Below are 18,757 nucleotides of genomic sequence, written 5' to 3' on the forward strand. Positions count from 1 at the left end.
GCACCATGAAGTACTTCTTTCTCAGCTATCTGTTTGTCGGCGCCATCATTGTGAGTGCGTTCGGTTTCCGCGGCAGCAAATCCGAGCTGCCACCGCTCGAAATCATCCCCGACATGGACCACCAGGCCAAGATCAAGTATCAGGCCACCAGCGAATTCTTTGCCGATGGCCGCGGCGCCCGCCTCCCCGTCAAAGGCACCGTCCCCATGGGCTTTGATATCCCCGCCGTCGCCGCCGTGGACGCAAAGGCCGCCAAGGCCGCCCCCGCCCGCGTCGCCTTCACCAGCGGCCTGGACTACTACAGCACCGGCAAGGTCGGCGACTTCTACGGCGACGGACTCCCGGAGGAAATCACCGGAGACAAGAACGTCTTCAATGAAGACTTCATCAAGCGCGGCGAGCAGCGCTACAACATCAACTGCGCCATCTGCCACGGCGTCTCCGGCAACGGCAAGGGCGTCACCTCCAAGTACGGCATCCTCACCGCCTTCAATTTCCAGCAGCCCGGCAACCTGGACCCTGCCAATGCCGCCGCCTACCGCGCGGACGGTGCCATCTTTGATGTCATCACCAACGGCAAAGGCCTCATGGGCAGCTACGGCGGCAACATCACTCTGCGCGACCGCTGGGCCATTGTGGCCTACATCCGCTCCCTGCAAATCGCCGCTAGAGAGTCCAAAGTCACCCTTCCCCTCCAGTAACGGCACGTCCACGCGAATCCCGGCATGAGTCACCACGTCTCCTTCAACGATCTGCCCCAGGGCGGAGAAAAATTCGAGCCAGCCAAGGGCGCCAAGCTCATCAACACGCTTGGCCTCTTCGGCGGTCTCGGCCTCCTGGCCTCCCTTTGGTTCTTCTTCAAGAGCACGGACACCTTTGCCTACTCCTGGCTGTTCGCCGTCTTCTTCTGCTTCACCTTCGTGGTCGGCGGCTGCTTCTGGATCCTCCTCCACAGCGCCTCCAATTCGAGCTGGGGCGTCGTCGTCCGCCGCCTCTGGGAAAACCTCGCCTGCATGGTCATCCCCCTGGCCATCCTCACCGCCCCCCTTCTCATTCCCGCCGTGCAGAAGCCGCTCTACGAGTGGATGAATCATCACCGCGATGCCCAGCAGGTCGCCAAAGCCGACAAAACCTCCACCAAGGATGCCCTGCATCACCTGGTGGTGCATGGCGGTGAAGTGGAACGAGACGGCAAGCAGGTCCATCTCGCCCCCAATCCCCACCTCCACGTTCTCGTCACCAAGTTCGGCTACATGAACCTGGACACCTGGTTCTCCTGGTACAGCCGTTTCTTCGCCTACTTCATCGTCCTCTGGATCATCGCCAGCACCCTTCGCGGCCGCTCGCTGAAGCAGGAGCAGGATGGTGACATCAAGCACACCATCTGGTCCCGCCAGTTCTCCTGCATCGTCCTTCTTCCCTTCGCCCTTACCGTCACCTTCGCCGCCTATGACTGGCTCGTGGGTCTGGACTACAACTGGTTCTCCACCATGTGGGGCGTTTACATCTTCGCCGGCTGCGCCTGGGCCTCCATGGCCGTCTCCATCCTCGTCGTCGTCTGGCTGCGCAGCCTCGGCTACCTCCAGAAGGTCGTCACCGACGAGCACTACCACCTCATGGGCAAGCTGCTCTTCGCCTTCACCGTCTTCTGGGCCTACATCTCCTTCAGCCAGTATTTCCTCATCTGGTACGCCAACATCACGGAAGAAACCCGCTTCTACCTCACCCGTAACACCGAAGGCTGGCGCGACGTCTCCATCTTCATCCTCGTCGGCCACTTCGTTGTTCCCTTCCTCTTCCTCCTCTCGCAGCAGAAAAAGAAGAACCCCGTCTATATCAGCCTCGGCTGTCTTTGGATCCTCTTCATGCACCTGGTGGACATGTACTGGAATGTCATCCCTGAGCGCGGCCCGTCCCTCGGCCAGGGCGTCGTGGTTCCCTACGCCTGGGTCCAGGATCTTGCCGCTCTCTGCGCCGTCTTCGGCACCATGGCCTTCCTCTACCTGCGCGGTCTGGCCAAATACAGCCTGTATCCCTGGCGTGATCCCCGCCTCATCGAGTCCGTGAACGTCGTCAACTGATCCCCGTTTTTCCATGTCGCAGCCAGATCCATCCAAAAAAGCCGGCGCCACCTTCACGTGGGTGCTCGGAGCCTTCGCAGGCTTCGCCGTGCTCTTCATCCTTATCCAGTCCATCACTGCTTCCAGGGCGGGCTACGACCCCCGTGCCCAGGAGCGCTCCGCCAACACGGCTGAAATCCAGGCCGCCCAGGCCAAGAGCATCGCCAGCCTCGGCCTGAACGACTCCGGCAGGAAAAAAGCGGTCTTTGAAAAGACCGTCTCGGAGCTCGGCGCCAAGAAGTCCGGCGTCAGCACCCAGGTCGTCCCCGGCTCCCCCACCCAGCTCAAACAGGCCGCTGCTGCTGCCGCCCCGGCCCCGGCCCCCGCTGCTCCTGCGCCTCCAGTGCCAGCGCCGGCCCCTCCTCCAGTACCAGCACCCGCTCCTGCCGCAGCACCCGCCGTTCCCCCTCCTGCTGTTCCCGCAGCCCCTGCTCCCGCCCCTGCCGCACCCGCTTTGCCCAAGTAAGTCATGCAGACCACTCCCGCCACTTCTGACACAGACCTTCAGGCCGACAACCTTCGCCGCGCGGCGATCGACAAGTCGGTGAAAGGCCCTGTGCTTTTCCTCTTCACCAACGGTGCCTTCTGGCTCATGCTCTCCACGCTCCTCGGCGTTCTCGCCGCGATCAAGCTGGTGGAGCCCGAGTTCCTCGGCAACTGCCAGTACCTCACCTATGGCCGCCTGCAGCCGGCGCACATCAATGCCCTCGTCTATGGCTGGGGTGTTCAGGCCGCCCTCGGCGTCATGCTCTGGATCATGGCCCGCCGTTCCGGTCAGGTCCTGCGGAGTGGCAGGACCCTCCTGATCACCGCCGGCATCTTCTGGAACATCACCATCACCTTCGGCATCCTGGCCATTCTCATGGGCAAGAGCACCTCCATCGAGTGGCTCGAAATGCCGAAGTTCGCCTGGCCCGTCCTGCTCGCCTGCTTCCTCTGCTACGCCTGGCCTATCGCCCGCATGTTTGGCCGCGCCTTCCGCCCTGAGGGCTTCATGGTCAGCACCTGGTACATCCTCGGCGCCTGCTTCTGGTTCCCCTGGATCTTCATCACCGCCAACGTCGCCCTCCACTGCCTCCCCGGCCTCGGCGCCATCGGTGCCGGCATTGATGCCTGGTACATCCACGGCGTCATCCTCCTCTTCTTCGTCCCCGTCGGTGTCGGCGCGGCCTACTACTTCATCCCCAAGATCACCGGCCGGCCCATCGCCTCCGCTCAGCTCGCCTCCGCCGGCTTCTGGTCCCTCGCCATCCTCGGCGGCTGGACGGGCATGCAGAAATACATGGGCGGCCCCCTCCCGGCCTGGATGTCCTCCATCGGCGCCTGCACCGGCGTGCTTCTCCTCATCCCGGTCGGCCTCGTGGGTCTGAACCACCACCTCACCACCATCGGCAAGCACAGCGCCGTCGCCACCAGCCCCACCCTCCGCTTCATCTTTTTCGGGGCGCTCTTCTATCCCGTCTCCGGCCTCGTCCTCGCCCTGAACTCCGCTTTCTGGACCGGTGCCAATGTCCAGTTCACCCAGTCCTGGTACGCCTTCCAGACCGTCAGCGTTTACGGCTTCTTCAGCATGTGCGTCTTCGGCGCCATCTACTACATCGTGCCCCGCCTCTCCGGCTGTGAATGGCTCAGCGTCCGCCTCATCCGCAACCACTTCTGGTTCTCCGTCTATGGCGTCGGCACCATCGTCATCATGAGCCTCGTCGCCGGCTGGCAGCAGGGCGTGGACCTCAATGACCCTGAGCATTGGGACCAGACCTTCATGAATCACGTCGTCAATTCCCGTCCCTATGTCGTCTCCCGCGCCGTGGCCTGGACCCTCATCAGCTTCTCGAACTGCATGTTCCTTCTTCACCTCCTGCTCATGGTCGCAGGCCTGGGCCGCCGCAGTTCGGCGCCCACCCTCCTCGGTCACGACCACGACGATCACGCTCTTCCCAACGAAGCCCACGCATGACGAACTTCCGCACCTTCATTCTCGGTCTCGCCGCCGCCTTCGGGCTGCCCTGGCTCTGCCTCATCGTCCTTCCGGCGATGCAATACGAGCAGCTCACCCCTGTCGCCTATGACAAGGACAAGGACGGCCTCGAGGGCTATTTCCCCCCCGCCCCCATCAACGGCCAGGGCCAGCTCGTTTACATCAGCGAAGGCTGCAACCAGTGCCACACCCAGATGATCCGCCCCGTTCAGCTCGGCCTCGACGGCTGGTACAAAGGCTGGGGTCAGGATCAGGAAGCCCGCCCCGCCGCCCCCGCGCGCGCCAGCGTCCTGGCTGACTACCTCGGTGAAAAATACGCCCTGCTCGGCATTCAGCGCATCGGCCCCGACCTCGCCAACTTCGGCTGGCGCGCCCCCAAGGTGGATGCCCTCTACCAGCACCTCTTCTCCCCGCGCTCCGTCCATGACTGGAGCACCATGCCCGCTTACACCCACCTCTTCAATGTGAAGAAAATCCAGGGCCCGCCTTCGGAGAACGCCGTCAAGCTGCCCAAGAAGTTCGCCCTGCCTGAGGGCTATGAGGCCACGCCGACCAAAGAGGCCGAGGCCCTGGTGCAGTACCTTCTCTCTCTCAAAAAGGATTATCCCGTCCCCGGCCAGGGCGCAGCCGTCGCTGCCTCTCCCGCCAAAAAGTAGCCCCTCCCGCGACCCGCACGCCCCATGAGCGCACCCGCCCATCCTGACAGCACCGATCTCGACCGCCTTCACTCCGCCGTGAAGCGCGAGAAGGAAGATCTCGCTCCCGAAAGCCAGCCAGCCCCCCTCTGGGCCATGTTCCTGCTCATGCTGGTGGCCATCGTTGCCGGCGGCCAGCTCGGCGTCATGACCGGTGGCTGGAGCTTCAGCGTCAGCAATCCCTTTTCCGCCACCAACGGCGGCGACCCCCGCCCCGGCGGTGGCGGTGCCGGTGGTGATCTGGACCCCTTTGCCCTGGCCATGAAAAAGGGCGGCAGCGGCTACGCAGTTTGCGGTGGCTGCCATCAGGGCAATGGCGCTGGTCTCCCCGGCCAGTTCCCTCCCCTCGCCAAGTCTGAGTTCGTTCTGGGCGGCACCGAGCGTCTGATCCGCATCGTGCAGCACGGCCTCACCGGCCCCGTCACCGTCAACGGCCAGGGCTTCAACACCCCCGGCGGCATGCAGCCCTTCGGCGCGGCCATGTCCTCCCAGGACCTCGCCAACGTCCTCACCTACGTCCGCAACTCCTGGGGCAACGAAGCCTCCATGGTCACCAAGGAAATGGTGCAGAAGGTGCGCGACGAAGAGAAGCGCGCTGCACAGTGGACGGCCCCAGAGCTGGAGCCCTTCGCCAAGAAAAACGTTCCGGGAGACATTCCCGCTGGCCCTGGTGCTACCGCTGGCGCCGCCCCTGCCCCCGCCGCCAAGTAATTTCAAACCGCAATGACCCGTGTGAAGCAAACCGTCTCCCGCCAGGCACCTTGGGCTGCCTTCGGAGCCGTCATGCTGATCGCGAATGTAGGCTGCGGCAAGATGCCCGAACAGGCTGCCGAGGTGAAACTCGCCCCCGCCGTTGCGATCGCCGAGACCCCCAGCATCACCGGCAAGGTCACGCTCAAAGGTGCGGACGCGGCAAAGCTCCGCAAAGTCATCGATGTCGGCGGCAATCCCTTCTGCACCGGCCACGGTGACATCTTGGATCCCGCCTGGAAAGTGGCTGCGGACGGTGCCCTCGCCGATGCCGTGATCACCGTTCGCGGCAGCCAGCGCGCCAGCAATGTTTCCGCCGTTCCGGTGATGGATCAGACCAAGTGCGAATTCGTCCCGCACACCCTCGCCATCCAGGCCGGCCAGAACGTCCGCTTTCACAACAGCGACCTCACCTTCCACAACATCCGCATCGCCCGTTACGAGGCCCAGGGCCGGGCTGCAAACATCGACAACTTCGGCCAGCCTTCCCGCGGCGACGAAAACGTGAAGACCTTCAATGCTCCTGGCATCTACCGCCTGGAATGCGACGTACACCGTTGGATGAACGCCTGGGTCGTGGTGCATGAAGGTGCCCACACCGCCGTCTCCGCCGCCGATGGGCGTTTCTCCATTTCTCGGGCGCTGGCAGATGGCGACTACGTCGTCGAAGCCTGGCACCCGCAGTTTTCGCAAAGCATCACCCACACCGTCACCGTCCGTGGCGGCAAGGCCACCGCTGATTTCGAGTTCGATTTCGCGAACGCCCACACCCTCTGAACCTTTTTGAACCCTAGCCTATGAGCGCCGCCGCCACCACTCACGATCACGCCCACGATCACGCGCATGATGATCACGGGCATCATGAACAGAGCTTCATCTGGAAGTACATCTTCTCCAGCGATCACAAGACCATCGGCATCCAGTACGGCATCTCAGGCCTGCTCTTCCTGCTCTTCGGTTTCTTCCTCATGCTGCTCATGCGCTGGAGCATCGCCTATCCCGGCGTTCCCGTCCCCGCGATCGACTTCATCCGTTCCATTCCCGTCGTCAAAGACCTCTTTGAAAGCATGTTCGGCCGCTGGCTGAACGGAGACGGCTCCCTCAACGGCGAGCTCTACAACATGCTCGGCGCCATGCACGGCACCATCATGGTGTTCTTCGGCATCGTGCCCCTCGGCTTCGCCGCCTTCGGCAACTTCGTGATGCCGCTCCAGATCGGCACCATCGACATGGCCTTCCCCCGCCTGAACATGGCCAGCTACTGGCTCTTCTTCATCAGCTGCGTGCTCATGGTGTACAGCTTCTTCGTCGGCACCGGCCCCGTCCAGACCGGCTGGACGATGTATTCGCCTCTCGCCTCCACCGCCAACATGGGTGTCACCAGCGTCTGGGGCCACGGCCACACCTGGTGGCTCACGGCCATGGTGTTCAACATCTCCGCCTCCCTCCTCGGCTCCGTCAACTTCATCGCCACCCTCATCAATCTCCGCACCAAGGGCATGTCCTGGATGAAGATGCCCTTCTTCTGCTGGGCCATGTTCGTCATCGGCTTCCTCCTCCTGCTCGCCTTCCCGCCGCTGGAAGTGGCCGCCATCCTGCAGCTTTCGGACCGCGTCTTCGGCTCCTCCTTCTACCTCCCCACCGGCCTCATGGAAGGCGGCAAGCACCTGGACATCTCCGGTGGCGGCAGCCCGCTCCTCTACCAGCACCTCTTCTGGTTCCTGGCCCATCCTGAGGTGTACGTGCTCATCCTTCCGGCCTTCGCCATCCTCACCGAAGTCATTCCCTGCAACGCCCGCCGTCCGCTCTGGGGCTACAAGTCCATGGTGTACTCCGTCCTCACCCTCGGCTTCCTCAGCTTCCTGGTCTGGGCCCACCACATGTATCTGACCGGCATGGGCACCATGATGTCCACCTACTTCCAGATCACCACGGTGCTCATCTCCGTGCCTTCGGTGGTGCTTCTCACCTGCTTGATGGTCTCCCTCTGGGGCGGTTCCATCCGCTTCAACACCCAGATGCTTTTCGCCTCCGCCTTCCTGCCCATGTTCGGCATCGGCGGTCTCACCGGTCTGCCCCTGGCCTTCTCCTTCATCGACCTGGCCATGCATGACACCTACTACGTCATCGGCCACTTCCACTACGTGGTCGCCCCCGGCACCATCTTCGCCCTTTTCGCCGGCATCTACCACTGGTTCCCGAAAATCACCGGCCGCTTCATGAGCGACAGGCTCGGCAAGCTTCACTTCTGGCCCTCCCTCATCGGCATGAACCTCGTCTTTGCCCCCATGTTCATCCAGGGCATGGCCGGCTTCCACCGCCGCTGGTATGACGGCGGCAAGTACTTCGAGAACACCAATGCCATGTCCCACTGGACCACCACGCTGACCCACAAGATCGGCGCCTTCTTCGGCTTCGACATCCCGGACAACATGCTCTCCCTGAACATCGTCATGTCCATCGGCGCCTTCATCCTCGCCCTCGGCCAGGTCCCCTTCATCATCAACTTCTGGTTCAGCATCAAGGGCGGCAAGAAATCCAACAGCGACAATCCCTGGGACGCCACCACCCTGGACTGGGCCACCCCGACTCCTCCTCCGCACGGCAACTTCCTCTTCGACCCGGTCGCCCATCGTGGCCCCTACGAGTACAGCGTTCCCGGCCATGGCAGCGACTTCTATCCGCAGTGGGAATCCGAACCCGGCAAGCCCGACCTCAAGGCCGTCGCCGCCAACGCTCCGGCACATCACTAATCCGCGAACTCAGAACCGCGCACCGCGACTACTTCAATGGACATCCCCTACACAGTTCACGCCCGTCCAGACACCGGTCTTTACAATGCAAAGATTGGCATCTGGCTCTTCCTGGCCTCGGAAGTCATGCTCTTCGGCGGCCTGTTCTCCGCCTACATCTTCCTCCGCGTCGGCGCCGACTATCCCTGGCCGGTGCATGACCTCGATGTAACCCTCGGTTTCATCAACACCGTGGTACTCATCGCCTCATCTGTCACGGTGGTCATGGCATGGGCCATGTTAAAACTTCGTAAGTTCGGCCTCTACCGTTTGAACATGGCCATCACCGTCGTCTGCGCCGGCGTGTTCATGTTCAATAAAACATTGGAATACAAGGCCAAATTCGCCCACTACGCCGTCAAGCTCACCGACGGCACCCTCCTCACCGGCCACATGCCCAAGGACGCCGCCGGGAATACTATCCACTACCAGATCAAATTCGCCAACGTCACCGAACTCGCCCTCACCATCGCCGGCGGCAACAAAGCCGTGGACGCCGACCCCGTGAACTACGTCGTCCCCCACATCGCTGGCGAACCTGGCAAGTTCAAGCTGGCCGACGGCAGCGAAATCACCCTCGACAAAGCTTCCTTCAAAGCCCTCCGCAAGAAAGTCCACGCCGAAGAGCAGAAAAAGATCGACGACAGGAGAGCCGAGCTCCGCAAGCAGGCAGACGCCGCCAAAGATCCCGCCGAAGCCAAGAAGCTCCGTGACCAGGCCTCCAAACACATGCCCCTGCCGGACGTGACCCTGAAGCTCACCAGCAGCGCCCCGCTCAAGGTCGCCGCGAAGCCTTCCGAAATCTTCGGCTACACCGACACCACCATCACCTTCCTCGACGGCACCATCGCCACCGGAAAGCTGGCGGACGACAAGATGACCTTCGAGGTCGATGGTGTCGATGCCCGCGCCGTTCCCGGCGGTCCCGCCGAAGCCCACAAGTCCCTGGCCTTCGACCACCGCTACCTCGGTGAAGACTGGCAGAAAGCCTTCATCGCCAACCGCGACCACCACATCGCCGAATTCAAGAAGGATTACCCCACCCGTGACCAGGCCCGCTCCGCCACGCTGCAGAAAGAGTCTCTCTTCTTCAAGCTGGAGTCTGCCGAGCCTCCCAAGGAAGGCGAAGCCCACGGGGACAAGCATGGTGCCGAGGCCCACGCTCCTGCCGGAGACCACGGCGGTGCCCACGCGCACCACCCCACCATCGTGATCGAAAAGAAAGACTTCACCTTCTTCTCCAACTTCACGCCCAAGCTGAACACCTACTACGCCATCTACTTCACCCTCACCGGTCTTCACGGTCTGCACGTGGTCGCGGGCGCCCTGGTGCTGGCCTACTTCCTGGTGTTTGACGGCAAGCGCCTGCGGCAGGACCCCGAGCATCTGGCCAACCGCGTCGAAGTCGGCGGCCTCTTCTGGCACTTCGTCGATCTCGTCTGGATCTTCCTCTTCCCGCTGCTGTATCTCCTTTAATTTTCACTCCCCATAGCCATGGCTGACAACGTCGAAGAAATTCAGAAGTCGATCAAGAAGTACCTCATCATCGGGGCCACGCTGATCGTATTTTCCGCCATCACCGTGTGGCTCTCCTATGTGGAGCTGCCCACCCACAGCCTGAACATCCTGGTCGGCATGATCGTGGCCACCTTCAAGGCCGCCCTCGTGGCGCTGATCTTCATGCATCTCAACCACGAGCGCAGCGTAATCTATAAGATCCTCGCCTTCACCGTGGTGTTTGCCATCGTGCTCTTCACCCTCTTCATCCTCTCCCACGAAGACCCGCTGTACTTCAACGGCATGTACGCCCCTGTTGAGCAGCCCTGATCGTCCTCACACCCCACGTCATGTCCCTCAAGTACTTCCACATCGTCTTTCTCGTCTTCGCCATTTTGTGCGATGGCGCGTTCTGGCTGTGGCTGAACTTCATGCCTGAGGACGCCGCCGCTGCCGGAGCCGCCGGGCTCAAAAACTACGCGGGCCTCCTCTGCGTGGCGCTGCTCGCCTACGGTGTATGGTACCTGGTCAAAAAAATGCGCACCATCATTGTCTGAGCCATGATTCCCGCGCTTCCATCCTCCGTTCTCGCCTGCGCCACCTGCATGGCTGACAAGGGCAGCCTCGTCGGCCAGGCCCAGGGTTTCGCCATCCTCTTCATGCTTGGCATGCTGGCCTTCATGTTTCTCTGCGCCGCAGCTTTTGTCTTCGCCTTTGTGCGCCGCCAGCGCGCCCATCAGGAACCCGCCGCCATTTCCGCCTGAATTTCCCCTCCTAGCTTTCTATGTCACTGAAACTCGATTCCATCAATGTCTGGCTGGGCCAGACCGCCAACGCTTCCGAACACGGCGGCCTTGTTGACCACATGCTCGGTTTTGTCCACTGGTTCATGGTTGTCCTCGGCATTGGCTGGTCCATCTATCTCGTCATCGCCTTCACCCGTTTCCGCCAGCGGAAGAACGCCCAGGCCGACTACCACGGTTTCCGCGGCCATGCGACCACCCACATCGAAATCGGCGTGGTCATCGTTGAAGCCATTCTTCTGCTCGGTTTCGCCTTCCCGCTCTGGTCCCGCCAGGCGGATGAATACCCCACCTCTCCTGACACCATCCGCATGCGCGCCCTGGGCGAGAAGTTCCTCTGGAACTTCCAGTACCCCGGCACCGACATGATGCTGAGCACCTGGGACCTGCGTCATGTGGACGGCGCCACCAACGCCACCGGCAAGGACCTGCACGATCCGAATGGCAAGGACGACTTCGTCAATCCCGGCACCATGAAGCTGCCCGTGGGCCGCCCCGTTATCGTGGATGTGGCCAGCAAGGACGTGGTCCACAACCTCGCGCTGGTCCCCATGCGCGCCGCGCAGGACGCCACCCCCGGCGTAAAATCCCACATGTGGTTCAAGCCTACCAAGGAAGGCACCTGGGACATCATCTGCGGCCAGCTCTGCGGCCCGGGCCATGCGCAGATGAAGGCCATTCTGGAAGTGGTGCCCCAGAAGGACTTTGATGACTGGGCCAAGGAGCAGTCCGGCTCCGCGCTCAAGAAGACCCAGGCCGCCGAAGCCGCCGCTCCAAAGCCTGCTGCCGCTCACTAATTTCCATCCTCATGGATGGCAGAACCGAAGGGCAAAATAATGACCTCATTATTTTGCCCTTTTGCTTTTGCCCCGCGTTCCTGATCTGATTTGACCCTCATGCCGTCCCGCGCCTTCCATCGTTATGCGCTGCTCACCCTTGCGGTGGGCGTGGTGCTCATCTGGTGGGGCGCTGCGGTGACCACGGAGGACGTGGGCCTGGCCGTGCCGGACTGGCCGCTGTGCTATGGCAAGATCAACCCCGAAGGCTGGTATAAAGTGCCGGCGCTCCTGCTGGAGCACGGGCACCGCTGGATCGGCATGACGATCGGCTGGCTGGCTTTGGGCATGTACTTCTGGCAGTTCTTCAAGCACAAGCCGGCACTGGTGGAGGCCGCCAGCCTCATTCTTTGCGGCATTGGCTTTTTCGTCCTCATCAAGCTGCGGGTTTATTCGGTCGCAGCCCTGATCGCCTTCATGGGCTTTACCTGGCTGACCATGACATGGATCGGCAGGAGGTGGGTGCTGCTGCGCGGCCTGACCACCCTGTGTCTCATGCTGGTGATCATCCAGGCCGCTCTCGGTGGAGCCCGGGTGCAGGAGATGTCTGACGCCTTCGGCATTGTGCATGGCACGCTCGGGCAGGTCTTTTACTGCACGCTGGTCTTCATCGCCTTTGCCTCCTCGCGCACGTGGACGGAGGGACGCCTCGTGCTCCCCCTCAAGGAAGCCGCAAAGGCGCGCTTCTGGTCGCTGCTCCTGTTTCTCTGCGTCTTTGCTCAGCTCATTCTCGGCGCCAGCCTGCGCCACACCCAGCGCACTCATCTGGCCGCCAGCGACATCCTCACCACCAAAGGCCAGTGGGTGCCGCCCATGCAGCCTGCGGATGTGTTCCTGCTCTTCGCGCACAAGTACTGGGGCTTCACCGTCGCCCTGCTGATTCTCTTCGTTGCCGTGCGCGCGCGGCGCTGGCTCGTCACGCTGCCGCCCATGCGGTTTGCCGCCACGCTGCTGCTGTTCATGCCCACGGTGCAGGTGGCGCTCGGTATTTTCGTCATCCTCACCGGCAAAAGCTTCTGGGTGACGAACTTCCACGTGCTCAATGGCCTCGGCCTTCTCGCGCTCTGCAGCCTCCTCGTCGCCACCTTCTGGGGCGACCGCCTCTCCCGTCGCGATGAGGCGGAGGAAGAAGAGAGTTGACGGTGGTTGGCATTTCCAAAATGTGCGTGCAGAGGCTGCGCAGCTTGTTGTAGCGCGGTATTCTGATACCGCGTCGGCACCGAATCGGTATCGGAATACCGATCTACATCGGGCTCCGCCGCCTTAGAGCAGCTGCCTGTCCAGAAGGCATTCGCCGGTCGAGAACTCTGGGCTCTGCAAACAATCGTAAACAACGGTCAACCACTCTCAACCCTTCTTCCCCGCCTCCGCCACACCAGTCATTTGATTGAACTGTGCGAGTCGCTCACTGGCGGCGCGGAGATGGGGACGGGCTTGTTCCGGAAGAGTGGCGGCGCGCGCGTTCAGTCCTTCGTAGCCGGAGCGCAGCAGGGTGCCGGCCTCGGCGAATTTTTTCTGCTGCAGCAAGGCGCCCCCCAGCAGGCTCTCGGTGTTGAAGCGCTGCCAGTGCTCGGGCTGGTGTTTGATGCACTGCTCCAGGCAGTCGCGCAGCAGTGCCTCCGCTTGGGTCCACTTTCCAGTCTGCAGCCACAGGTCTCCAAGGTCGGTGGAGGCGGCGGCCACGCCGGCGGTGTCCGCCGGGGTGCGCTTGCGCTGTGCATCCAGCACCTGTTGATAAAGCGCCTCGGCTTCTTCGAGCTTGCCTGCCTGCCGCTGGGTGCCGGCGAGTCCCGCCATGGTGACCAGTGTCTCGGCGTTCTCCGCGCCCAGCACGCGCTGCTGGATCTGCAGCAGCTCTGCGTACATCTTTTCAGCCTGGGCATGGTCGCCGTGGCGCGCATGCATGGAGGCCATGGCCTGCATCTGCGCGAGCACGTCAGGGTCTCCCGGGCCGTACGCCATCTTCATGGTGTCCAGAGTCTCCTGCTGCAGCGCCAGGGCTTCGGCATGCCTGCCGCCGGCATCCAGCGAGGCGGCGAGCTGCTGCATGGAGCGCAGGGTTTTCACATGCGTGGCGCCCAGCGCGCGCTGCCGCACCGCCAGTGTGTCCTGCCGGAGCTTGGTGGCATCTGCATGGCGGCCGTGGCTGTCATACACCTGGGCCACGGTGTCCATCTGGCTGAGGATTTCAGGATGCTCCGGAGGGAAGGCCGTGCGCAATGTCTCCAGCACCTGAAGCTGGGAGGCCTCCGCCTCGCTGCGTCTGCCCTGGGTCTCATACTCGGAGGCCAGATTTTTCAGCGAGAGCAGGGTCTGCGGATCCTTGAGGCCGAGCATGCGTCGTTTGCCGTCCAGGCTTTCGTGATGCAGCTTCAGCGCCTCATCGTGCCTGCCACGCCGGCCCAGAAACAGCGCCACCTGGTCCGTCTGCGCCAGGGTGTCAGGATGCTCCGCGCCGAGAGACTGCTTCATCATTTCAAGCGCGCCAAAGTAGAGCTTCTCTGCATCCGAGGGCATGCCCGCAGCCTCGGCCGCGTGGGCGGTGATGTTCATGGCGATGAGAGTGCGCGGGTCCTTGGGCCCAAGCACGCGGCGTGTCGCCTCCAACTGCTCGCGGCGCAGTTTCAGCGCATCCGCATGCCGGCCCTGGGCGGTGTAAGAGTTCGCCAGATGGCCAATGGTCGCGATCGTGTCCAGGTGGTCCGGCCCGAGCACGCGCTTCTGCACATGCCAGAGATTCAGGTACAAGGTCTCGGCGTCCAGGCGCTTCTCCTGGTCATCGCAGACCGCGGCCAGCACGGTGATCGTCACAAAGGTGTCCAGGTGGTCCGGACCCAGGGCCCTTTGCTGGGCGCTCAGAGTACGGCGCAGCAGCGTCTCCGCATCCACAAACCGGCCCTCCGCCTTCATCGCGGTCGCGAGCTGGCGCATGGAGCGCAGCGTGTCGCGGTGTTCGGGACCGAGGGCGAGCTTGCGCTTTTCCAGAGCGCCCTGGAGCTGCTTCTGCGCATCCAGCGGCTGTGACAGCGCCAGATAGGCCAGGCCGATCGTCTCCTGCGCGCGCGCCCCGGACTCGGGGTTTTCAGCCAGGGTGTCCAGGTTCTCCACCGCTCCGTCCAGCATCTGTTTGAGCAGGGTGGTGTCCTTGTCCTTCACGCTCTCAGGCGTCAGCGTGGCAAAGATGTCCTGCAGAAAGCGCGAGGTCATGGAGTAGGACTCCGTGCGCTGCCGGGTGGACACCCGGGTCTCCTGCCGTTTCTCCCTCAGCAGCAGCCAGCCCATCACCGTCAGGCCGCCCGCCAGCAGCAGCACCAGAATGGCCGCCAGAGCAAACAGCCCGCGGTGCTCGCTGATGAAACCGCCCAGCGCCGAACCCTGCGCCGCCGGCTGCTCCTCCTGCGCCGCCGCGTCCTTGAGGTAGCGCATGAAGTCATTCACCAGCGCATCGACGGTGGGGTAGCGGCTCTCGGCCCGCTTTTCCAGCGCGCGCATGACCACCCAGTCAAAGTGCTCCTCCATCAGCTCGGCGTAGGTGGCCACCTCCACCTTCCGGTTCAGGGCCAGGCCGGTGAGCTGCGCCTTTGGCAGGGCGCGCAGGCACTCGGAAGGCTTTGGCACGAGGGTCTCGCACACCACGCGCTTCACCTCATCCAAATGCTCCGCGGCGTCCTTTGGCGTGGGGATGGGCAGGCGCCCGGTGAGCAGCTCATAGAGCAGCATGCCCAGCGCGTAGATGTCGCTGCGGGCATCGATCCCTTTTGCGGCCACATGTTCTGGGGAAAGATAAGCGGCCGGCGCACGCAGGTGGCCGGTGGGCGCGACGAGGGAATGATTCATCGCCTTGGCAATGCCGAAGTCCGTCACCTTGAGCGTCGGCACGCCCTGATCTCCCCATTTGACCAGCAGATTGGAAGGCTTGAGGTCGCCATGCACCACACCTTTCAGATGCGCGTGATGGATGGCATCGCAGGCCTGGATGAACAGGCGGATGCGCACCAGCAGGGACACCTTGTTGTCATCACAGAACTGGGTGATCGGCGTGCCGTGCAGCAGTTCGGTGACGAGGTAGGGCCTCCCCCCGGGCGTCATGCCGCAGGCATGCGGGCGGGCGATGTCCGGATGGTCCAGCAGGGCCAGCGCATGCTTCTGCGCCTCGTAACGGATCAAAAAATCGTTGGCCGCGGCCGCGATGATCTTGATGGCCACAAACTCCGCCACACGCTGGTTTCGCTCCGCCATCCACATCGTGCTGGCAGTGCTGTCGTCAATGACCTGCAGCAGGCGGTACGGGCCGATCATGTCGCCCGGCTTCTCCTCCACCATGCCATTCACGGGGGCCCTGGGCACGCGGATGCCACGGGTGCGCCGCTGGCGGCTGCCATCGCCGGGATGATTGCGCAGCCGGTCCCACACCTCATTCCACAAGGCGGTGTCATTCCCACACGCTCCGGTGAGGAAGACATGACGCTCAATGTGGTTGGCACGTTCGAGCGCCTCATTGAAGAGCTGCTCGACGCGGGCGGGGTCGTTGTTCATACAAAATAGGACATACTATTATTTCCATAAAGATATGACCCTCCCCGCCCTAGTGACATTGAATGAGGCTTTAAACGCCTCTTAACCCTGCTTCACGAGTGTCTCAGCCGTCCGCCCACCCTGGAACGAAGCAGGGTCATGCCTACGCGCCGTCATCCCGCGCTAGAAATCTCGTTCTCAAACAAGCAGCCTCCTGGCGGCTTGACTTTAGTTTGATTTATTTGTCTTGTGGAAAGGAAATCACCTAAACCACAAGCTGACACCTATTTGAGGGATCCCCACGAATGATCATCTTTTCAGGCCTCGGCCTTCTGATCCCTGTCTTCTATTTCCTGGGCGTGATTCCCGTCATGGTGCTGTGCACGTTCATGAAGATGGATTTCATGAAAAGCTTCGCGCTGTCCTCCTGGGCAGGCGCCGCGATGGTGCTGCTCTTTTCCAAAACCATCGGGCGGTCCAAAAAACAGCGTCTTCTCGACCCCCAGACCGGGCGGCAGGTGCTTCTGGCCAGCAGGCACACCATCTTTTTCATGAACGGCATGGTGTGCACCGTGCTCGCGGTACTCTTTTCCCTGTTTCTGTCCGTGCAAGCCATGCGGGGCAAGAAGAGTTTCGTGCTCCTCGACGGGACCAGCAAATCCACCGCCGGAGCCGCGCCGTTCATTGCGGCAGACAAGCAGTTCTTGAAGGCAGGTGCGTCAGACGCAGGCAACACCTCTGAAGCACAAAAGCTGGCGCAGGGTCTCTCCACAGCCTTGAAGGGAATCAGCATCCAGTCCTCTGATGCCAATGGCAGCTCGACTCCTCTCGGCGGCACGTTTGTCACCTACTGTCAGCTGAGCCGTGAGGGGTGTGTGTTCCTCGTTGTCACGCCAGGATTTGCCAAACGCTCTCCGGAGGAAACCGCGGTGCTCAAGGACACCGGATGGTCTATGGCCCAGATGCAGGTGGCGGAACTCAATCCAAAACCGCGGCAGCTTGCGGTCGCATTTCGTGGTGTGAACCGCTACGAGTCCATCTGGATCGGCGTGCCCGCCGCCCTGGATCCGGATGTCACGGAACCGGGTGTGAAAACCAAGTTCTCAGGCTCCGGCGAAAACGCGCTGTACCAATTTTTTGAACCCGGCAGAGACGAACCAAGCTCTCCCACCATCGCCGCCGGGAGACCGGAAAAGGGCGGGGAAAACCCGGCCCCTGAAACGAGCACAAGTCCGAACGCACCAGCCCCAGCTTCACCCCCGCCCGTGCCCGCGCCGCTGACGGACACTCGCGACTGGAAGTCCGCGGATGGCCGTCCCCTGCGTGCAGCGCTGCTTCGGGTCACGAACGATGCCGGAGGCTCCGGTGTTTTCCGCCGCGCAGACGGCCAGGAATTCACCATCCCGTTTGAAAAATTCGACAAGGAAGATCTCAAGCTGCTCCAGAGCTTCTCGTCCGGGAGAAAGTAGCGTCGAGGAGCGCTACTTCACCAGGTCCCCCACCAGCAAAATCGCCCCGGGATAAAAGGCGGTGCCGGCAAAGCGCTCGGGCTTGTCGATCTTGTTGCCGTTCTTCGCCAGGATGGCGGCTTTGTCGAGCTGCTTGGAGTCGATGACGATCTTCACCGTGTGCACCTTGTCTTCGAGGTCGGTGCCAATCATCAGCGTGGCAAGGCGGTGGTAGGTGCAGTAGGCGTCGATGCGCGGCACGAAGACAGCGGGTTTGTCGTCCAGTGTGACGCTGACCTGGCCGCAGTCCGGGCCGATGATGTCGTAGATGGAGCAGCGCGTGCCTTTGAACTGGAAAGTGATTGTGTCTCCGGGCTGCGAGCCTTTGTGCAAGGTGCTCATGCGGTTCGCCCAGCGCTTGCCGAAGTCATCGGTCTTGGGGTCGAGCAGCTTGAAGCCAGGCGACAGCGTGGCGGCGGAGATGGGCAGCATCTGAGCCTTTTCATAATTGGTGGCGATAAAAGGCGCTCCGAGTGTGTGCGGACCGGCTGCTTTGGAGGCGGCCTTGATCGGCTCCTGTGAGCGCACGATCGCTTCGAGGTATAATTCGTGGCCGGTCTCCACATGCGGATGCACGCTGTCCGGCGCGAAAACAAATTTCCCCTCCAGCGCCTTCTTCTCCTCGTCCGTCTTCGGCAGCTTGGCCTTCCACACCAGCCTGCCCTCCTTCGCCAGCCTCGCCACCTCCAGGCCCATGTGGATGGTGGGGATGCCGTAATGATCGGCGATCTTTTCCATCGCACTCGCGGAGCGCTGGAACTTGCCCTCGAGCATCGCGGGCACGAGCGCCTCGGTGAGGGTGTAAACAAAACAGATGTCGCACTCCGGCAGGGCCTTCCATGTCTGGCGCACGATGCCCTCCATGCAGCGGAAGATCTGCTCCGGAGACGCTCCGCCGTCGTTCACCGCAAACTCCACAAACAGGAGGTCCGGCTTGTGATCCAGCACGTCCTGCTTCAAGCGGAACACACCCAGGTCCGAGCCCGTGCCGCCAATGGCCGCATTGATCTCGCTGAACTTCGCCTGCGGATACGTCTTCTGGAAATACGCCAGTGTCTTCGGCCGCCAGCCATTCTGCGCGGTGATGGAGCCGCCCAGGTAGCCGATCTTCACTTCCGCGCCTGCCGTGCTGGCCTTGGCCAGGAAGTTCGGCAGGCCTGCGCGCGGGCGGCACTCCTCCGCGGGCACGAGCGGAAACTCATCCGCGGCGTGAAGGGCGGTGACGGCAAAAAGCGAAAACAGGAGGTGGCGCAGCATGGGGAG

At 62.4% G+C, this 18,757-nt stretch carries 17 protein-coding genes; 15 read left to right on the plus strand and 2 right to left on the minus strand.

The window, feature by feature from the left end:
• The first annotated feature begins 5 nt into the window (after positions 1–5).
• The 14 genes from ACILSQ_RS03010 to ACILSQ_RS03075 all read left to right on the plus strand — a co-directional run bounded on the left by ACILSQ_RS03010 (position 6) and on the right by ACILSQ_RS03075 (position 12,611).
• Complete coding sequence (locus ACILSQ_RS03010) at positions 6–701, plus strand: c-type cytochrome (protein WP_395742099.1); 696 nt, start codon at positions 6–8, stop codon at positions 699–701.
• A gap of 24 nt (positions 702–725) precedes the next feature.
• The gene (locus ACILSQ_RS03015) at positions 726–2,081 is read left to right on the plus strand and encodes a hypothetical protein (protein WP_395742100.1); all 1,356 of its coding nucleotides are present in this window, start codon (positions 726–728) and stop codon (positions 2,079–2,081) included.
• 13 nt (positions 2,082–2,094) lie between these two features.
• On the plus strand, positions 2,095–2,586 hold the full coding sequence (locus tag ACILSQ_RS03020; protein WP_395742101.1) for a hypothetical protein: 492 nt from the start codon (positions 2,095–2,097) through the stop codon (positions 2,584–2,586).
• Between the two features lie 3 nt (positions 2,587–2,589).
• A complete protein-coding gene (locus ACILSQ_RS03025; RefSeq protein WP_395742102.1) occupies positions 2,590–4,077 on the plus strand; it encodes a cbb3-type cytochrome c oxidase subunit I in 1,488 nt (495 codons plus the stop codon).
• Positions 4,074–4,754 carry a cbb3-type cytochrome c oxidase subunit II gene (locus ACILSQ_RS03030; RefSeq protein WP_395742103.1) on the plus strand — a complete coding sequence of 227 codons (681 nt, stop codon included), beginning with the start codon at positions 4,074–4,076 and terminating at the stop codon, positions 4,752–4,754. Before ACILSQ_RS03025 ends, ACILSQ_RS03030 begins: the two co-directional genes overlap by 4 nt.
• A gap of 24 nt (positions 4,755–4,778) precedes the next feature.
• Positions 4,779–5,504 carry a c-type cytochrome gene (locus tag ACILSQ_RS03035; protein WP_395742104.1) on the plus strand — a complete coding sequence of 242 codons (726 nt, stop codon included), beginning with the start codon at positions 4,779–4,781 and terminating at the stop codon, positions 5,502–5,504.
• Positions 5,505–5,525: 21 nt separating this feature from the next.
• The gene (locus tag ACILSQ_RS03040) at positions 5,526–6,320 is read left to right on the plus strand and encodes a carboxypeptidase regulatory-like domain-containing protein (protein ID WP_395742105.1); all 795 of its coding nucleotides are present in this window, start codon (positions 5,526–5,528) and stop codon (positions 6,318–6,320) included.
• Positions 6,321–6,340: 20 nt separating this feature from the next.
• A complete protein-coding gene (locus ACILSQ_RS03045) occupies positions 6,341–8,296 on the plus strand; it encodes a cbb3-type cytochrome c oxidase subunit I (RefSeq protein WP_395742106.1) in 1,956 nt (651 codons plus the stop codon).
• A 36-nt stretch (positions 8,297–8,332) separates the two neighbouring features.
• Entirely contained in the window at positions 8,333–9,811 is a 1,479-nt protein-coding gene (locus ACILSQ_RS03050; protein WP_395742107.1) for a cytochrome c oxidase subunit 3, read from the plus strand.
• An 18-nt stretch (positions 9,812–9,829) separates the two neighbouring features.
• Positions 9,830–10,162: a cytochrome C oxidase subunit IV family protein gene (locus ACILSQ_RS03055; protein WP_395742108.1), complete on the plus strand. Its 333-nt coding sequence runs from the start codon at positions 9,830–9,832 to the stop codon at positions 10,160–10,162.
• 20 nt (positions 10,163–10,182) lie between these two features.
• The gene (locus ACILSQ_RS03060; RefSeq protein ID WP_395742109.1) at positions 10,183–10,389 is read left to right on the plus strand and encodes a hypothetical protein; all 207 of its coding nucleotides are present in this window, start codon (positions 10,183–10,185) and stop codon (positions 10,387–10,389) included.
• 3 nt (positions 10,390–10,392) lie between these two features.
• A complete protein-coding gene (locus ACILSQ_RS03065; protein ID WP_395742110.1) occupies positions 10,393–10,596 on the plus strand; it encodes a hypothetical protein in 204 nt (67 codons plus the stop codon).
• A gap of 20 nt (positions 10,597–10,616) precedes the next feature.
• Positions 10,617–11,432, plus strand: coding sequence for a cytochrome c oxidase subunit II (locus ACILSQ_RS03070; RefSeq protein ID WP_395742111.1), 816 nt, complete (start codon positions 10,617–10,619; stop codon positions 11,430–11,432).
• 99 nt (positions 11,433–11,531) lie between these two features.
• A complete protein-coding gene (locus tag ACILSQ_RS03075) occupies positions 11,532–12,611 on the plus strand; it encodes a heme A synthase (RefSeq protein ID WP_395742112.1) in 1,080 nt (359 codons plus the stop codon).
• 207 nt (positions 12,612–12,818) lie between these two features.
• Here the strand turns inward: ACILSQ_RS03075 and ACILSQ_RS03080 are convergent, their stop codons facing one another.
• Positions 12,819–16,007, minus strand: a complete 3,189-nt coding sequence (locus ACILSQ_RS03080) for a tetratricopeptide repeat protein (RefSeq protein ID WP_395742113.1) — start codon at positions 16,005–16,007, stop codon at positions 12,819–12,821.
• A gap of 284 nt (positions 16,008–16,291) precedes the next feature.
• Here ACILSQ_RS03080 and ACILSQ_RS03085 point away from each other — a divergent pair, with 284 nt between their 5' ends.
• On the plus strand, positions 16,292–17,455 hold the full coding sequence (locus ACILSQ_RS03085) for a hypothetical protein (RefSeq protein WP_395742114.1): 1,164 nt from the start codon (positions 16,292–16,294) through the stop codon (positions 17,453–17,455).
• Between the two features lie 12 nt (positions 17,456–17,467).
• On the opposite strand, the gene ACILSQ_RS03090 is transcribed toward ACILSQ_RS03085, so the two are convergent.
• Complete coding sequence (locus ACILSQ_RS03090) at positions 17,468–18,751, minus strand: SGNH/GDSL hydrolase family protein (RefSeq protein WP_395742115.1); 1,284 nt, start codon at positions 18,749–18,751, stop codon at positions 17,468–17,470.
• Between the last annotated feature and the right edge of the window lie 6 nt (positions 18,752–18,757).

The sequence above is a fragment of the Prosthecobacter sp. genome (assembly GCF_044227185.1).
Lineage (GTDB): Bacteria > Verrucomicrobiota > Verrucomicrobiia > Verrucomicrobiales > Verrucomicrobiaceae > Prosthecobacter.

What these genes read in the sequence shown, in the direction of transcription:
- ACILSQ_RS03015 (WP_395742100.1), top strand. Translation starts at nt 726, where the DNA reads ATGAGTCACCACGTCTCCTTCAACGATCTGCCCCAGGGCGGAGAAAAA.
- ACILSQ_RS03045 (WP_395742106.1), top strand. Translation starts at nt 6,341, where the DNA reads ATGAGCGCCGCCGCCACCACTCACGATCACGCCCACGATCACGCGCAT.
- ACILSQ_RS03025 (WP_395742102.1), top strand. Translation starts at nt 2,590, where the DNA reads ATGCAGACCACTCCCGCCACTTCTGACACAGACCTTCAGGCCGACAAC.
- ACILSQ_RS03090 (WP_395742115.1), bottom strand. Translation starts at nt 18,751, where the DNA reads ATGCTGCGCCACCTCCTGTTTTCGCTTTTTGCCGTCACCGCCCTTCAC.
- ACILSQ_RS03055 (WP_395742108.1), top strand. Translation starts at nt 9,830, where the DNA reads ATGGCTGACAACGTCGAAGAAATTCAGAAGTCGATCAAGAAGTACCTC.
- ACILSQ_RS03075 (WP_395742112.1), top strand. Translation starts at nt 11,532, where the DNA reads ATGCCGTCCCGCGCCTTCCATCGTTATGCGCTGCTCACCCTTGCGGTG.
- ACILSQ_RS03010 (WP_395742099.1), top strand. Translation starts at nt 6, where the DNA reads ATGAAGTACTTCTTTCTCAGCTATCTGTTTGTCGGCGCCATCATTGTG.
- ACILSQ_RS03080 (WP_395742113.1), bottom strand. Translation starts at nt 16,007, where the DNA reads ATGAACAACGACCCCGCCCGCGTCGAGCAGCTCTTCAATGAGGCGCTC.
- ACILSQ_RS03065 (WP_395742110.1), top strand. Translation starts at nt 10,393, where the DNA reads ATGATTCCCGCGCTTCCATCCTCCGTTCTCGCCTGCGCCACCTGCATG.
- ACILSQ_RS03035 (WP_395742104.1), top strand. Translation starts at nt 4,779, where the DNA reads ATGAGCGCACCCGCCCATCCTGACAGCACCGATCTCGACCGCCTTCAC.
- ACILSQ_RS03030 (WP_395742103.1), top strand. Translation starts at nt 4,074, where the DNA reads ATGACGAACTTCCGCACCTTCATTCTCGGTCTCGCCGCCGCCTTCGGG.
- ACILSQ_RS03020 (WP_395742101.1), top strand. Translation starts at nt 2,095, where the DNA reads ATGTCGCAGCCAGATCCATCCAAAAAAGCCGGCGCCACCTTCACGTGG.
- ACILSQ_RS03060 (WP_395742109.1), top strand. Translation starts at nt 10,183, where the DNA reads ATGTCCCTCAAGTACTTCCACATCGTCTTTCTCGTCTTCGCCATTTTG.
- ACILSQ_RS03070 (WP_395742111.1), top strand. Translation starts at nt 10,617, where the DNA reads ATGTCACTGAAACTCGATTCCATCAATGTCTGGCTGGGCCAGACCGCC.
- ACILSQ_RS03050 (WP_395742107.1), top strand. Translation starts at nt 8,333, where the DNA reads ATGGACATCCCCTACACAGTTCACGCCCGTCCAGACACCGGTCTTTAC.
- ACILSQ_RS03085 (WP_395742114.1), top strand. Translation starts at nt 16,292, where the DNA reads ATGATCATCTTTTCAGGCCTCGGCCTTCTGATCCCTGTCTTCTATTTC.